This window comes from Streptomyces sp. NBC_01298 (assembly GCF_035978755.1).
Classification (GTDB): Bacteria; Actinomycetota; Actinomycetes; order Streptomycetales; family Streptomycetaceae; genus Streptomyces.
Genome location: NZ_CP108414.1, coordinates 5,131,903 through 5,145,500 on the forward strand (window position 1 = coordinate 5,131,903; position 13,598 = coordinate 5,145,500).

Annotated in this window: 15 protein-coding genes; 6 read left to right on the top strand and 9 right to left on the bottom strand. The window is 74.5% G+C overall.

Features of this window, described 5'->3' with window-relative positions; genetic code table 11:
- Positions 1 to 18 precede the first annotated feature (18 nt).
- Positions 19 to 795, top strand: a complete 777-nt coding sequence (locus tag OG730_RS23365) for a glycosyltransferase family 87 protein (protein ID WP_327306060.1) — start codon at positions 19 to 21, stop codon at positions 793 to 795.
- Here the strand turns inward: OG730_RS23365 and OG730_RS23370 are convergent.
- The 3 genes from OG730_RS23370 to OG730_RS23380 all read right to left on the bottom strand — a co-directional run bounded on the left by OG730_RS23370 (position 753) and on the right by OG730_RS23380 (position 3,806).
- A complete protein-coding gene (locus OG730_RS23370) occupies positions 753 to 2,396 on the bottom strand; it encodes a DNA repair helicase XPB (RefSeq protein ID WP_327253467.1) in 1,644 nt (547 codons plus the stop codon). The two genes, OG730_RS23365 and OG730_RS23370, sit on opposite strands and share 43 nt — an antisense overlap.
- 137 nt (positions 2,397 to 2,533) lie before the next feature.
- Positions 2,534 to 3,190, bottom strand: a complete 657-nt coding sequence (locus tag OG730_RS23375) for an HAD family hydrolase (protein ID WP_327306061.1) — start codon at positions 3,188 to 3,190, stop codon at positions 2,534 to 2,536.
- Positions 3,191 to 3,197: 7 nt separating this feature from the next.
- Positions 3,198 to 3,806: a TetR/AcrR family transcriptional regulator gene (locus tag OG730_RS23380; RefSeq protein ID WP_327306062.1), complete on the bottom strand. Its 609-nt coding sequence runs from the start codon at positions 3,804 to 3,806 to the stop codon at positions 3,198 to 3,200.
- 84 nt (positions 3,807 to 3,890) lie between these two features.
- Here OG730_RS23380 and OG730_RS23385 point away from each other — a divergent pair, with 84 nt between their 5' ends.
- Positions 3,891 to 4,475: a peroxiredoxin-like family protein gene (locus OG730_RS23385; RefSeq protein WP_327306063.1), complete on the top strand. Its 585-nt coding sequence runs from the start codon at positions 3,891 to 3,893 to the stop codon at positions 4,473 to 4,475.
- 9 nt (positions 4,476 to 4,484) lie between these two features.
- Positions 4,485 to 4,967 (top strand): GNAT family N-acetyltransferase, encoded by a 483-nt coding sequence (locus tag OG730_RS23390; RefSeq protein WP_327306064.1) that lies wholly within the window; start codon positions 4,485 to 4,487, stop codon positions 4,965 to 4,967.
- A gap of 40 nt (positions 4,968 to 5,007) precedes the next feature.
- Here the strand turns inward: OG730_RS23390 and OG730_RS23395 are convergent, their stop codons facing one another.
- On the bottom strand, positions 5,008 to 5,658 hold the full coding sequence (locus OG730_RS23395; RefSeq protein ID WP_327306065.1) for a DUF4291 domain-containing protein: 651 nt from the start codon (positions 5,656 to 5,658) through the stop codon (positions 5,008 to 5,010).
- 73 nt (positions 5,659 to 5,731) lie between these two features.
- A complete protein-coding gene (locus tag OG730_RS23400; RefSeq protein ID WP_327306066.1) occupies positions 5,732 to 8,224 on the bottom strand; it encodes a helicase-associated domain-containing protein in 2,493 nt (830 codons plus the stop codon).
- An 86-nt stretch (positions 8,225 to 8,310) separates the two neighbouring features.
- On the opposite strand from OG730_RS23400, the gene OG730_RS23405 reads away from it, so the two are divergent.
- A complete protein-coding gene (locus tag OG730_RS23405; protein ID WP_327306067.1) occupies positions 8,311 to 9,243 on the top strand; it encodes a hypothetical protein in 933 nt (310 codons plus the stop codon).
- Between the two features lie 410 nt (positions 9,244 to 9,653).
- Entirely contained in the window at positions 9,654 to 10,283 is a 630-nt protein-coding gene (locus OG730_RS23410; RefSeq protein ID WP_327306068.1) for an HAD family hydrolase, read from the top strand.
- Positions 10,284 to 10,304: 21 nt separating this feature from the next.
- Here the strand turns inward: OG730_RS23410 and OG730_RS23415 are convergent, their stop codons facing one another.
- Positions 10,305 to 10,577 carry a hypothetical protein gene (locus tag OG730_RS23415; protein WP_327306069.1) on the bottom strand — a complete coding sequence of 91 codons (273 nt, stop codon included), beginning with the start codon at positions 10,575 to 10,577 and terminating at the stop codon, positions 10,305 to 10,307.
- Positions 10,578 to 10,829: 252 nt separating this feature from the next.
- Between OG730_RS23415 and OG730_RS23420 the strand changes: the two genes are divergently transcribed.
- Entirely contained in the window at positions 10,830 to 11,213 is a 384-nt protein-coding gene (locus OG730_RS23420) for a cold-shock protein (RefSeq protein ID WP_323187858.1), read from the top strand.
- 79 nt (positions 11,214 to 11,292) lie between these two features.
- Here OG730_RS23420 and OG730_RS23425 read toward each other — a convergent pair whose 3' ends face one another.
- Genes OG730_RS23425 through OG730_RS23435 form a run of 3 tightly spaced genes read right to left on the bottom strand, consistent with a single transcriptional unit; the run spans position 11,293 to position 13,449 of the window.
- Positions 11,293 to 12,189 carry a 1,4-dihydroxy-6-naphtoate synthase gene (locus OG730_RS23425; RefSeq protein WP_327306070.1) on the bottom strand — a complete coding sequence of 299 codons (897 nt, stop codon included), beginning with the start codon at positions 12,187 to 12,189 and terminating at the stop codon, positions 11,293 to 11,295.
- Complete coding sequence (locus OG730_RS23430; protein ID WP_327306071.1) at positions 12,186 to 12,950, bottom strand: futalosine hydrolase; 765 nt, start codon at positions 12,948 to 12,950, stop codon at positions 12,186 to 12,188. The genes OG730_RS23425 and OG730_RS23430 overlap by 4 nt, the downstream gene beginning before the upstream one ends.
- A 13-nt stretch (positions 12,951 to 12,963) precedes the next feature.
- Entirely contained in the window at positions 12,964 to 13,449 is a 486-nt protein-coding gene (locus OG730_RS23435; protein WP_327306072.1) for a DUF2771 domain-containing protein, read from the bottom strand.
- Between the last annotated feature and the right edge of the window lie 149 nt (positions 13,450 to 13,598).

The following is a 13,598-nucleotide window of genomic DNA, read 5'->3' on the forward strand; positions in this document are numbered from 1 at the left end:
ATCCACTAGGGTCGCGCCGTGACCCTGAGTCCCGAGCCCGGCCGCTCTCCGTCGCCCCGCGCCGATGTGCTGCTCGCGGGCCTGCTGCTCGTGCTCGGCGTGCTCTGCGTCGCCCTGCGCATCCCGGTGGCCGAAGCCCTCGCCCCCGGGCTCTCCGCCGCCGAGTGGAGCCCGCCCGCCGCGTATCCGCCCTTCGCGGCCATCCTCTTCGCCCCGGCCGCCTGGCTGCCGACGGGCGTACTGAAGGCCGTCCTGGTGTGGGGCAGCGCCGGGCTGTTCGCCCTGCTGATCCTGCTGTCGTGCCGGCTGGCGGGACTGCGGGCCCGGCCGGGCGCCGTGCTGGCCGCCACCGTCGCCGGGCTGTGGCTGGAGCCGCTGTTCCAGACCCCGCTGTCCGGCCAGATCGCCCTGGCCCTGGCCTGCCCCGTCCTGTGGGACCTGCACCGGCCGCGCGGCGCCCTCGGCAGGGGCTTCGCGCTGGGCGCGGCCGCCGGGATCACCCTGACCCCGGCGCTGCTGATCCCGTACCTCCTGCTGACCGGCCAGGTCAGGGCCGGACTGACCGCGCTGGGCGCCTTCGCCGGCACCGGCCTGCTCGGGCTGCTGGTCCTCCCTGGTGCCTCCGCCGAGTTCTGGTCCCGGCACCCGCCCGCGGGCGGCCGCTCGCTCCTGCTGGACTGGCCCCACCTGTGGGTGTGGACGGTCCCGCTGCTCACGGCCCTGCTCGCCGCCGCGCTGCGCCGGCGGGTCCGTCAGTCCCCGGCCAGCAGCTCGTCGGCGTCCATGATCCGGTAGGCGTAGCCCTGTTCGGCCAGGAAGCGCTGGCGGTGCGCGGCGAAGTCCTGGTCGATGGTGTCGCGCGCGACGACCGAGTAGAAGCGCGCCTCGTGGCCGTCCGCCTTCGGGCGCAGGACGCGGCCCAGGCGCTGGGCCTCCTCCTGGCGGGAGCCGAAGGTACCGGACACCTGGATGGCGACCGTGGCCTCGGGCAGGTCGATGGAGAAGTTCGCGACCTTCGAGACGACCAGCACGCTGATCTCGCCCTCGCGGAAGGCGTTGAAGAGCTTCTCGCGCTGCGCGTTGGAGGTCTCGCCCTTGATGACGGGCGCGTCGAGGTGCTCGCCGAGCTCGTCGAGCTGGTCGATGTACTGCCCGATGACCAGCGTCTGCTCACCCGCGTGCTTGCGCACCAGCGCCTCGGTGACCTTCCGCTTGGTGGCGGTGGTCGCGCAGAAGCGGTACTTCTCCTCCGTCTCGGCGGTCGCGTAGGCGAGGCGCTCCGACTCGGTGAGGTTCACGCGGACCTCGACGCAGTCGGCCGGGGCGATGTAGCCCTGCGCCTCGATCTCCTTCCACGGGGCGTCGAACCGCTTGGGCCCGATCAGCGAGAACACGTCCGACTCGCGGCCGTCCTCGCGCACCAGCGTCGCGGTCAGGCCGAGGCGGCGGCGCGCCTGGAGGTCTGCGGTGAACTTGAACACCGGAGCCGGCAGCAGGTGCACCTCGTCGTAGAGGATCAGGCCCCAGTCCCGGGAGTCGAAGAGCTCCAGGTGCGGGTAGATGCCCTTCCGCTTCGTCGTCAGGACCTGGTACGTGGCGATCGTGACGGGCCGGATCTCCTTGCGCGTGCCGGAGTACTCGCCGATCTCCTCCTCGGTCAGCGAGGTCCGCTTGATCAGCTCGTGCTTCCACTGGCGGGCGGAGACGGTGTTCGTGACCAGGATCAGCGTGGTCGCCTTGGCCTTCGCCATCGCGCCCGCGCCGACCAGGGTCTTTCCGGCGCCGCAGGGCAGCACGACCACGCCGGAGCCGCCGTGCCAGAAGCCCTCGACTGCCTGCTGCTGGTAGGGGCGCAGCGCCCAGCCGGTCTCGTCGAGTTCGATCGGGTGCGCTTCGCCGTCCACGTACCCGGCGAGGTCCTCGGCGGGCCAGCCCAGCTTGAGCAGGGTCTGCTTGATCTGCCCGCGCTCGGAGGGGTGCACGGCGACGGTGTCGGCGTCGAGGCGCGCGCCGACCAGCGGGGCGACCCGCTTCGACCGCAGGATCTCCTCCAGCACCGGCCGGTCGGTGCTGGTCAGGACCAGTCCGTGGACGGGGTGCTTGGAGAGGGTGAGCCGGCCGTAGCGGGCCATGGTCTCGGCGACGTCGACGAGCAGCGCGTGCGGGACGGGGTAGCGGGAGAACTCCACGAGGGCGTCCACGACCTGCTCGGCGTCGTGCCCGGCGGCCCGCGCGTTCCACAGCCCCAGCGGCGTGATCCGGTACGTGTGGATGTGCTCGGGGGCGCGCTCCAGCTCGGCGAAGGGCGCGATGGCGCGCCGCGCGGCCGCGGAGAGCTCGTGGTCGATCTCCAGGAGGAGGGTCTTGTCGCTCTGGACGATGAGGGGCCCGTTCACGCACGTCCCTTTCGGCGTGGGAGGACCGCCCGGACGCGGGCGGCCAAACCTCCAGTCTGCCGTATCGCTCCGCGGGCCGGGCGGTTCTGGTCGCGCGACGGCCGTCACGGGCGCCGCCCCGGCCGGTACGGGCGTGCTCAGGGGGCGGGCGTGGAGGTGGCGAAGGCGAGGATCTCGGCGGCGGCCCCGCGGAGGGTGGGGAAGTGGCGGTGGGCCTCGGGGTGGGCTTCGGGGGTGTTGACCGTCCAGACCGTCATGCCGGCCGCGAGCCCCGACCGGACGCCCGAGGGGGCGTCCTCCACGACCAGGCAGTGGGCGGGGTCGGCGCCCAGCAGGGCCGCGCCCCGCAGGTACGGGACCGGTGAGGGCTTGCCCTCCGCGACGGCGGCGGCGTCCACGAGCACCGGCGGCACGGGCAGGCCGGTGCGGTCGAAGCGGCCGCGCACCCGGTGTGCGTAGTTCGAGGTGACCAGGCCCCAGCTCCCCGGGGGCAGGGCGGTCAGCAGCTCGGCCGCGCCGTCGAAGGCGGCGTAGGTGCCGGAGCGGACGTCCTCGTCCTCCAGCTCGTGCAGCGCGGCCAGGCACGCGTGCGGGTCCAGCTCCGGGGCGACGGCCGCGAAGGTCTCCATCGGGCGGGTCCGCAGGGCCACGGCGTGGACGGCGTCCGGGTCCAGCCCGTGGCGGGCGGCCCAGGTGGCCCAGACCCGGCGCTGGTTGGCGACGGCGTCGACGAGGGTGCCGTCCACGTCGAACAGGACGTACCGGGCGGGGGCTGCGGCGGCTGCGTGGGTCACCGGCGGATCATGCCAGGCCGCGCAGCAGCAGGTTCAGGCCGCCCTCGAATTCCCGCTCCTGGCTGACCGAGCGGGCGTCGCGCGCGGTGGCCGTCATGTACGGGAACTCCTCCGCGGGGAGACCGGCGATGGCGGTGGTCCCGGGGCCGGCCAGCGGCCCGAGGCGTTCCAGCTGCGTGGCGCCGAGCACGTACGCGATGAGCGCGCGCAGCGCGATCACCCGGTCCTCGGCCTCGACGCCGGCCTCGGTGAGGACGCCGAGCACGGTTTCCGACCAGCGCAGCCCGCTCGGCGAGCGGTGCCGGTGCGTCAGGGAGAGCGCCAGGGTGTCCGGGTGGGCGCTCATGGCGTCGCGCAGGCGGCGGGCCAGGACGGTGATCCGGCCGGGCCAGGGGCCCGGGGGCGGCGGGGTGCTGTCGACGCCGCTGAGGACGAGTTCCACGACGAGCGCTTCGAGTTCCTCGCGGCCCGGGACGTAGCGGTACAGGGCCATGGGGCTGGTGCCGAGCTCGGTGGCGACGGCGCGCATGGAGAGGCCGGAGAGCCCGTCGCGGTCGATGACGGAGAGGGCGGCGGCGGCCAGTTGGTCCGGGGTGTGGGAGCGGGGGCGCGGCATGACGGTTGACAGCGTACGGCATACGCCTACGCTGGAGGGGTAGGCGTACGGCATACGCCTACGCCTGTCGAGGGAGGGTTTCCCATGTTCGAACCCGGTTCCGTGGTACCCGTACGCCTGCTCACGCCCCTCACGGGAGAGGCCGTCCCCGTGCCCGATCCCGAGCGGCTGGTCCATCTGCAGTTCCGGCGTTTCGCCGGCTGCCCCGTCTGCCACCTCCACCTGCGCTCCGTCGTCCGGCGGCACGCGGAGATCGAGGCCGCCGGCATCCGGGAGATCGTGCTCTTCCACTCCGCCGCGGAGGAACTGCGCCCGCACACCGCCGACTTCCCCTTCGCCGTGGTCGCCGATCCGCGGCAGCGGCTGTACCGGGAGTTCGGCGTCGAGTCCTCCCCGCGCTCCCTGCTGGACCCGCGCGCCTGGGGCCCGGTGCTGTGGGCGGTAGTCCGGTCGGCCGTCGAGGTGGTGCGCGGCCGGGAGCGGCTCCCCGCCCCGCGACAGCCGAACGGACGGCTCGGCCTGCCCGCCGACCTGCTGATCGGGCCCGACGGGACGGTGCTGGCCGCCAAGTACGGGGAGCACGTCTACGACCAGTGGTCCGTCGACGAACTGCTCCGGCTGGCAGCGGCGGCCCGATATTCCGTGGGCATCGGGGAAGGCTCCGCATAGGGTCCGCGCATGAGCAGCGATCAGCAGGGCTTCGTACCGCCGGCGGAGATGTTCGAGGTGCCCGTCCGGCTCGTCGGGGAGGGCTTCCGGCTGGAGCCCCTCGGGCCCGAGCACAACGAGGGCGACCTCGCCGCCTGGAGCGGCAGCGTCGCGCACGTGCGCGCGACGCCCACCTTCCTGGGTGACTGGCCTCCGGAGGGAGGCATGAGTCCAGAGGAGAACCTCGCCGACCTGGTGCGCCACGCGGGGGACTTCGCCGAGCGGCGGGGGTTCACGTACAGCGTCCTGGAGGGGGAGCGCGACGGGGAGGGCGAGGTCATCGGCTGTCTCTACATCTACCCGGCGCGCGAGGATCCGGCGCGCGTGCGCGTCAGTTCCTGGGTGCGCGCCGACCGGGCCGCGCTCGACAAGACGGTGTACGAGACCGTCCTGCGCTGGCTCGTCGAGGTCTGGCCCTTCGACGCGGAGCGCATCGACTACGCGGCGAGGTGATCGGCCGGTCCCCCGGTCCCCCGGGGCCGCCGCGGCCCCCTTACGCGCCCAGGTGCTCCAAGGGCCCCGCCGGATAAGGGGTTTCCGGCGGGAGCAGGGCCCGCGCCGCCTCCGGTTCACCGGAGCGGAGCAGGCCGTGGACCTCCCGGGCCAGCGGGGTGACATCGCGGACGGAGACCGTCCACTCGTCGGCGTAGGCGCGTGACATCGGCCCGGACAGGCCCAGTTGCAGCGAACGGTGCGGCAGCGGGTTCAGGTGCAGGTCCCGCTCCGGGTCCCACTGGACGCGGGCGGGGGCGGTGCGCAGCGTTCTCGCCCAGGCCTCGCGGTCGGCGTGCACGCCGGGGACGTAGTGCGACAGGCAGGCGCCGCTCAGGGCCCGGTCGAAGCCCGCGCGGGTGATCTCGACGGCGAGCACCGTCTCCTGGTCGGCCTTGGTGGCCCAGCCGCAGCGGTACATCATCCAGAGGAAGGACGGCTTGACCCAGGTCATCCGCTCGCGCTTCCAGGCGGGCGGGAAGCGGCCGTCCCGGGCGGCGGGCACCCCGATCCGGGGGTGGTAGGCCTGGTACACGGTGACGGTGCCGGCGGTGTGCGCGGCGCGGATCTGGTGGCGGGGGACGGGGTGGGCGGTCGCTTCGGACACGGTCGCTTCGGGCACAGTCGCGTCGGGCACGGTCGTTTCGGGCATGCCCCCAGGGTGCGGGCCCGCGCACCGCCCGGGCCAGGGGTTTTCCTTCCGCGGGTACGGAGCGGACCGCGCGCTAGATCTGGTCCTCCTCCAGTTCCGCGACCCCCGTGATCCGGTGCAGGGCGAAGGTCCGTACCTCGTCCGCCGTGTGGTCGTACCCGGTCACGAAGCCGCCCTCCACGCGCACCGGGGCGATGACCCGCTGGCTCGCCGCGCCGTCGGCGTTGACGTAGCCGATCCACACCGCCGACCCGGTGAGCGCGGCCGCCTGCACGGTCGCCAGCGTCTCCGCCGCGCTCGTGCGCGGGAGTTCGCCGGGGCCGGTTCCGGGGCCGCTCGTCCCCGCGGCGGAGGCCGGCTCCTTGCGGACCGCCGTCGCCGCCAGGTCGCCCGCGCGGATCGCCCGTACGGCCGCCCCCAGCAGCGTCCGGTCCGGGACGGGAGGCCCGTCCGGTACCGGTACGGGCAGGGCGCGCGCCGGGGTGCGGTGGGCGTCGGCGCGGGAGACCAGGACGTCACCCGTACGGGATTCCGCGGCCGGGGCGTACCCCATGGCCCGCAACCCGTCGAGCAGCGCGGTCGGTTCGGCCTGCGCGGCCAGGACGGTCGGCGCGAGGCGGCGCAGCCCGAGGCCGGCGGACCGCTTGTCGGCGAGGATCTCGTTCAGCATGCCGTCGTCGTCGCAGCGCACGTACGAGGAGGCCGCGCCGACCCGGAGGTGTCCGTGCCGCCGGGCCACGTCGTCGATGAGGTACGACAGCGGCTGCGGCACCGGGGTGCGGCTGTGCTCGGTGAGGAAGGACTGCAGGTCGACGGCGGTGTGGCCGGCGTCCAGGGCGCGTCTTACCGATCCGGGCGTGAACCGGTACACGGTGGCCCCGCCCTTGGACTCCACCTCCGCCAGCACGGCCAGCACCTCGGCGAGGGCCCGCCGCAGCGGCCCCGGAGCCACCGCCGTCAGGTCGGCCTGGAGCAGTACGTGGTCCACGGGCTCGGGCAGCAGCGGCGCGAGCAGGGGCGCCGGGTCGCGGCCCTCCAGCAGGGCCCGGCCGGGCGCGGCGAGCGCGCCCCGGCCGGTGACTCCGAGCACCTCCGCCTCGGTCAGCGTCCAGCGTGCGAGGCGGGCGCGCAGCTCGCTCGTCCCGCGCACCGGCCGCTCCCAGTCCAGGCGGGCGAGCAGCGCGGCCGGGTCGGGGGAGGCGCCCTCGGGGAGGGCGGCGAGCAGCCCGAGGATGCGGCGGCGCACCTCGGGGGCGGCGGAGCGGTCCAGTTCGGCGCCGAGCGCGGAGAGGGTACGCCCCTTCGCGTCCTGTTCGCCGACCAGCCCCGGGGTCCGGGTGGCGGTCAGCCAGGCCGCCGCCAGCACCGACCAGCGCTCGGCGGGCGGGACTTCGAGCCAGTCGTCGAAGGCGGGGGTCGGGGCGTACCGCTCGTCGGCCTCGCCGTCGCTGGCGAGCAGGCCCGCCGCGTAGGACAGTTCGATCCAGAACGCCGCCGACGGCTCGTCGGTGTCGAGCGAGGCCGCCGTCCGCTTCAGGTCGCGTACGGAGAGCCCGCCCGCGCGGAGCACGGCCGGACCGGTGTGCTCCCAGGACTTCACCAGCTCCTCGACCGTCGACAGCGCGGCCAGTGCCTGGCCGGCCGCGTTCGCGTCCACAAGCTGTGGACGGTGCTCGCGGTGCGCGGGAACCTCCGGGGGCAGCGGCTCCGTCAGCCGGTGCGCGAGCCCGCCGCGCAGGTACAGGGCCACCTCGCGCGGCAGCAGCACCGTGCGCGCGGAGGCGGGCAGCAGCAGGCCCCGGTCGCGCAGCCAGCGCACCGGAGGCGTCGGATGGGGCGTCACTTCCCCGTACGGCGGGCCCCAGACGAGCCGGCCCAGCACCTGGTGGGCCTCGGCCGGAGCCTCGTCGAGCAGCGCCGACATCCGTACCGGGTCGGTGAACAGGCCCGTCAGCGCGGTCACCGCCGACACCGGGTCGTGCGTCGGGGGCAGCCCGACGGCCGCCACGATCTCCTGGATCCGGGTCGGCGACATGCCGGCCGTGGCCTCCGCGACGGTGGGGCCGAGCCCGGTCGGGGAGGGGCGCGTGGCGGAGGGGGCGAGCAGTTCGCGGGCGGTGCGGACCAGGCGCAGCCGTTCGTCGTCGCCCCAGACCAGGGCCTGCTCGCGCAGGGTGGCCAGGGCCCGGGGGAGTTCGGCGCGCGCCCCGTTGTCGGCGCCGGAGGTGGTGCCGGTGTCACCGCTGAGCAGGGACTTCAGTACCGCGTACGGGCAGGGCTCCGGGCCCACCGCCAGCGCCTCGGCGGCCTGGAGGGCGAACCGGTCCAGGTGGTCCAGCGCGCGCACCACCGAAGCCCGCGTACCGGCCCGGGTGGCGAGCTGCGTCACGTCTCCGGGGACCGGGCTCAGCAGGTCGGGCCGGGCGCGCAGCAGGGCGCCGAGCCCGTCGTCGTCGCGGGCGCGCAGCGCTTCGGCGAGGGAGCGCGGAGCGCTTCCCGCGGTGCTCGGGTCAGGCACGGTCGTCGCCTCCTGGTCGCGTCGGCCGGTCAGTCGGCCGGTCCCCATCCGGTCAACGGTATCCGCTGTGCCCCCGGCCGCTCCACGGGCGCACGCGCTACCTTCTGTCCAGGTGGCACGGGAGGAGCCGGGGCGTGGGGATCGAGAGCGACCATCTGGTCTACGAATATCTCAGCCGGGTCGGGGACTTGGCGCAGCGCAGGCAGCTGCCGTCGGGGGATCGGATGCGGCTGGTCGCGGGGCTGAGGGACGAGATCGACCGGCGTCGGGCGAAGTACGAACCGGAGACGACGGCGGCGGTCCGGCGCATTCTGGAGCGGATCGGCACGCCGGAGGAGGTGCTGGACACGCTGTCGACGACGGGCGGGGCGCAGCCCGTTCCCCCGGCCCCGTTCGCTTCCTCCACCCCCTCCGCCTCCGCGGTGCCGGTGCAGCGGGGGCCCGCGCCGCCGCATCTCGCGGGGCTCGACGAACTGGGTTCCGGCGAGCGGCTGGAGCCCGACTGGTGGACCGTCGGGCCGGCATCGACGGTGGAGGGCTTCGCGGGCGGGATCGAGATCCCGGAGCTGCTGAAGGGGCCGGGCGGGGCGCGGGGTCCGGAGCCCGGCCCGGATCCGGAGGATTCCGCCGAGGCCGCTCCCGGGTCGCGGCCCACGCTCAGGGGCTTCCTGCGCGAGCGGCGGCGCCGGGCGAAGGCGGAGGCGGCTCCCGCCGCGCCGGCGGCCGCGCCGCGGCCGAAGCCGTACGCCTTCCTGCTGCTCGCGGCGGTGACCCTGGCCGCGGGGGCCGTCTCCGGCTACTGGCTGCTGCTCGCCGCGGGCTGGCTGCTCGCGTACGCCTCGCGCGTGCTGGGTCCCGCGGAGCGGAAGTGGGTGGTCTTCGGGCTGCCCGGGGCGGTCTTCTCGGCGGCGGTGGTGTGGCTGTGGGGCCGCCTGAACGGCCGCTGGGGCGACGCCCTGGCCGACGACGCCCTGAGCGGAACCTTCCGGGACCTCCTGCCCTGGCTGGTCCGGCTCGCGGCGGTGTCCTCGGCGCTGTACCTGCTCTGGCGCTCCCGGCGCCGCTGAGCCCCTCCGGGGTCGGTGGCCGCTCCCTGCGGCGGCGTTGCCGGGGACCTGTCCCCGGACCCCTGCGCCTCAAGCGCCGGCGGGGCTGGGGTTGTGCCGGGGCTTGGTGGCTGCGGGTGGGGGCCGGTGCCGGGGGCGGGGTGGGGTGTCGGCCTGGACTGCATGATTTAGGCGCCCTGCCCTCCGCTTCGACAGGGCGTGGCGTGCTCTCGCGCCACACATCACGCTTTACGTCCCGGCCAACACCCCACCCCGCCCCCGTCCCCGGCCCCGGCATGCAGCCCCCGACCCCGGGTGGGGGGACATTTCAGTCCCGGCCGGGGCTGACATGTCACCAAATTTCACCGCCTGGTAAGGCGAGGCTAAGTCTACGTTCCCGGCCGCGGTGCCCGGGTCGGCACAATGGAGCCATGACTCCCGAGACGCAGCTGACCGTCGGGTTCGACCTCGACATGACCCTCATCGACTCCCGGCCGGGCATCAAGGCGGCCTTCGAGGCGCTCTCGGCCGAGACGGGCACGTTCATCGACACCGCGCAGACCGTTTCGCGTCTCGGCCCGCCGCTGGCGCAGGAGCTCGCGTACTGGTTCCCCGAGGCGGAGATCCCCGCCGTGGCCGACCGCTACCGGGAGATCTACCCCGCCTACGCCATCGAGCCGACCCCGGCGATGCCCGGTGCCCGCGAGGCGGTCGAGGCGGTCCGCGCCCTCGGCGGCCGGGCGATCGTCGTCACCGCCAAGCACGAGCCCAACGCCCGCCTGCACCTGGACCACCTGGGGATCAAGCCCGACGCGGTCATCGGCTCGCTGTGGGCGGAGGCCAAGGCGACCGCCCTGCGCGAGTACGCCGCCCAGGTCTACGTCGGCGACCACGTCGGCGACGTCCGCGGCGCCCGTACGGCCGGAGCGGTGTCGGTGACGGTCCCGACGGGCCCGTGCCCGGAGCCGGAACTGCGCGAGGCGGGCGCGGACGTGGTCCTGGCGGACCTCACGGAGCTGCCGGCCTGGCTCGCGGAGTACGAGCGCACGCGGACGGCGTAGCGGACCGTTTGAGCGGGAGGCCTACGCCTGCGGGGCGCGGGCCGCCGTGCGCTGCGCGGCGGCCGACCGCAGCACGCCCGCCGCCGAGATCATGAAGCCGACGCCCATGAGCATGCACACGGCCCACGCGTACGAGGGGAACGGGTCCGTGTCGAGGAAGAGCGGGGCCATCGTGGCGAGCGTGGCGACGGCGCCGACGATGAAGACGATGCCGCCGGCCTTGACGAGCGCGTCACCGGGGCGGGCCGCGTCGGGGTCCACGGGCTCGGGCTGAGGCTGAGGAGTAGGGGTCACCGGGCCAGGGTAGTTCCCCGCCCCTCGGACGACCCCGTCCGGTGGGCCGCACCCGCGGATCCCGCGGATCCCGCGCGCCCGAGGAGGGGCGCGAACGATACCGGCCAGTGCTCCTGGCCGGTATGGGTGGAGCAGCTTGACGAGGGGTAGATAGACGGCGAGGCTTCGGGCAATGGCAGGCAAGAGCAAGCGCTGGATAGCCTGACCTGCGGGAACAGTGGTTTGGCTGACTGGTGGAATGGGGTGCTCGCTTTGCCTACCGGCAAGGTCAAATGGTTCAACAGCGAGAAGGGCTTCGGCTTCCTCTCCCGCGACGACGGCGGCGACGTCTTCGTTCACTCGTCCGTGCTTCCCGACGGGCTGGACGCCCTCAAGCCCGGCCAGCGCGTCGAGTTCGGTGTCGTCGCGGGGCAGCGCGGTGACCAGGCGCTTTCGGTGATAGTCCTGGATCCGGCACCCTCCGTCGCGGCCGCGCAGCGGCGCAAGCCCGACGAGCTCGCGTCCATCGTGCAGGACCTCACGACCCTGCTGGAGAACGTCACGCAGCAACTGGAGCGGGGCCGTTACCCCGACAAGGCGCACGGCGGGAAGATCGCCGGCATGCTGCGCGCCGTGGCCGACCAGCTCGACGTCTGACCCTCGCGCACGACCGTGCCCCGCCGCCCGTCAGGGCCGCGGGGCATGGTCATGTCCTACGGCCTAAGGGCCTGCGGGCCTACGGGAAGGCCAGCGCGTCCGCTGCGATGGCCGGAACCAGGCCCTCCGCGGCCGCCCTGGTCAGCAGGCCGCGCACCGCCGCGTAGCCGGCTTCGCCGAGGTCGGCGGTGAACTCGTTGACGTACAGCCCGATGTGCTGGTCGGCGACGGCCGGGTCCAGCTCCTGCGCGTGCTCCCGTACGTAGGGCCGGGACGCCTCCGGGTCCTCCCAGGCCATCCGGACCGACGTACGGGCCGACTCGGCGAGCGCGCGCAGCGCGTCCGTGCCCAGCGAGCGCTTGGCGATGATCGCGCCGAGCGGGATCGGCAGGCCGGTCGTGGACTCCCAGTGCTCGCCCATGTCGGCCAGGCAGTGCAGCCCGTAGTCCCGGTAGGTGAAGCGGGCCTCGTGGATGACCAGTCCGGCGTCGACCCGGCCGTCGCGCACGGCGGGCATGATCTCGTGGAAGGGCAGGACGACCACCTTGCCGACGCCTTCGGGCAGCACGTCGGCGGCCCACAGCCGGAACAGCAGGTAGGCGGTGGAGCGTTCGCTCGGCACCGCGACCGTCTTGCCGGTCAGGTCCACGCCCGGCTCCCGCGTCAGGACCAGGGGGCCGCAGCCGCGGCCCAGCGCGCCGCCGCAGGGGAGCAGCGCGTACTCCTCCAGCACCCACGGCAGGACGGCGTAGGACACCTTCAGCACGTCGAACGCGCAGTCCTCCCCGCGCTCGGCCAGGCCGTTGGTGATGTCGATGTCCGCGAAGGTGACGTCGAGGGCGGGTGCGCCGGGGATCCGCCCGTGGGCCCAGGCGTCGAAGACGAAGGTGTCGTTCGGGCAGGGCGAGTACGCGATCCGTACGGTCCCCGCGGCCTCCGCTGCGGCCGTTCCGTCTGTTCCGGTCGTTCCGGTCATGAGGGTCCTCCCCAGGAAGCGAGTACGGGGCCCAGGGCCCGGAAGCCGTCGGCCAGCGCCGTCAGCGCATCGCCGATCCGCCAGGCGTCGCGGTCCCGCGGGCCCACGGCGTTGGAGACGGCTCGGACCTCCAGGACGGGCAGCCCGTGGGCGGCGGCGGCCTCGGCGACCCCGAAGCCCTCCATGGCCTCGGCCCCGGCGAGCGGGTGCCGGGCGGCGAGGGCGGTCGTACGGGCGGCCGTGCCGGTGACGGTGGAGACGGTCAGTACGGGGGCGAGCAGCGCCCCGGTGGCCTCGGCGGCGCGCGCGGCGAGCTCCGCGGGAGGCAGGTGCACGCTGCGGCCGAAGCCGAGTTGCACGACGGTGAGGAAGCCCTGCGGGGTCTCGGCGCCCAGGTCGGCGGCGACGATCGCGTCGGCGACCACGAGGGAGCCGATCGGGGCGGCGGGCGCGAACCCGCCGCCGATGCCGGCGCAGACGACGAGGCCGTAGCCGTCCGGGGCGGCTGCCGCGAGCGCCAGGGCGGTCGCGGTGGCGGCTGCCGCGGCGGCCGGTCCGACCCCGGCGACCAGCACGTCGAAGGCTCCCCGGCGGTGGATGAGGTAACCGCCGGGGAGGGTGCGCGGCGGTTCGCTGCCGGGGGCGTGGTCCGGGCCGTGCTCGTCGACGGGGACGTGGTCCGGATGAGGGACCGGACCGGACAGGCCCCGGACGACGGAGTCGGCCTCCGCCGTCACCGCGGTCACGATGAGCGCGCGCATGGTGGGCGTGTGACTACTTGAGCTTGACGTTGAAGGCCCAGACGGCGAGGGGCTTGCCGTCTTCGGAGACCTGGACGATGTTCAGCTTCTTGGAGGCCGGGGCGTCGCCCTGGCCGCCGGTGGCGAACAGGTCCGCGCCGGGGAAGCTGCGGTAGGTGTTGGAGGAGGGCTCGGTGATCGGCTGCCCGTCGAGGACCGCCTGCCACTTCTTGCCGTCCTCGACGACGTCCGGCTCGACACCGAGGCGCAGCGTGTCGCCGCGGCCGTAGCTGATGTTCTTGGAGTGCTTGAGGTCGTTGAAGCACTCCTGGACCTTCTCGCCCGTGAGCTCCTTGGCGTCGCTGCAGGCGGCTTCGGTGGACACCGACGAGGTGCCGACCGTCACGGTCGCCAGCGGCGTCGGCTTGTCACAGGCGGAGAGGAGGAGGAGGCCGGCGGAAACGGCTCCGAGGGCCGCGACGCTGCGGCGGGCCCTACCCGAGAAAAGCGGTGCGGTCATGAGCCGAAGGCTATCGGGCGGGTGGCGTGCCTTGCTGCACGGGGTGGGGTGGTGCGGCGCCGTGGCGCGAGCGGCCCCGGCTGCGCCGGGCTTTCCGGGGCTCCGCCCCGGCCCCGCTCCTCAACCGCCGGAGGGGCTGGATTCGGCCG

Excerpts from the sequence above, each read along its gene's own strand:
- OG730_RS23385 (WP_327306063.1), top strand. The coding sequence starts at position 3,891 with ATGTTCGAACCCGGTTCCGTGGTACCCGTACGCCTGCTCACGCCCCTC.
- OG730_RS23380 (WP_327306062.1), bottom strand. The coding sequence starts at position 3,806 with ATGCCGCGCCCCCGCTCCCACACCCCGGACCAACTGGCCGCCGCCGCC.
- OG730_RS23430 (WP_327306071.1), bottom strand. The coding sequence starts at position 12,950 with ATGCGCGCGCTCATCGTGACCGCGGTGACGGCGGAGGCCGACTCCGTC.
- OG730_RS23390 (WP_327306064.1), top strand. The coding sequence starts at position 4,485 with ATGAGCAGCGATCAGCAGGGCTTCGTACCGCCGGCGGAGATGTTCGAG.
- OG730_RS23395 (WP_327306065.1), bottom strand. The coding sequence starts at position 5,658 with ATGCCCGAAACGACCGTGCCCGACGCGACTGTGCCCGAAGCGACCGTG.
- OG730_RS23410 (WP_327306068.1), top strand. The coding sequence starts at position 9,654 with ATGACTCCCGAGACGCAGCTGACCGTCGGGTTCGACCTCGACATGACC.
- OG730_RS23400 (WP_327306066.1), bottom strand. The coding sequence starts at position 8,224 with ATGGGGACCGGCCGACTGACCGGCCGACGCGACCAGGAGGCGACGACC.
- OG730_RS23425 (WP_327306070.1), bottom strand. The coding sequence starts at position 12,189 with ATGACCGGAACGACCGGAACAGACGGAACGGCCGCAGCGGAGGCCGCG.
- OG730_RS23435 (WP_327306072.1), bottom strand. The coding sequence starts at position 13,449 with ATGACCGCACCGCTTTTCTCGGGTAGGGCCCGCCGCAGCGTCGCGGCC.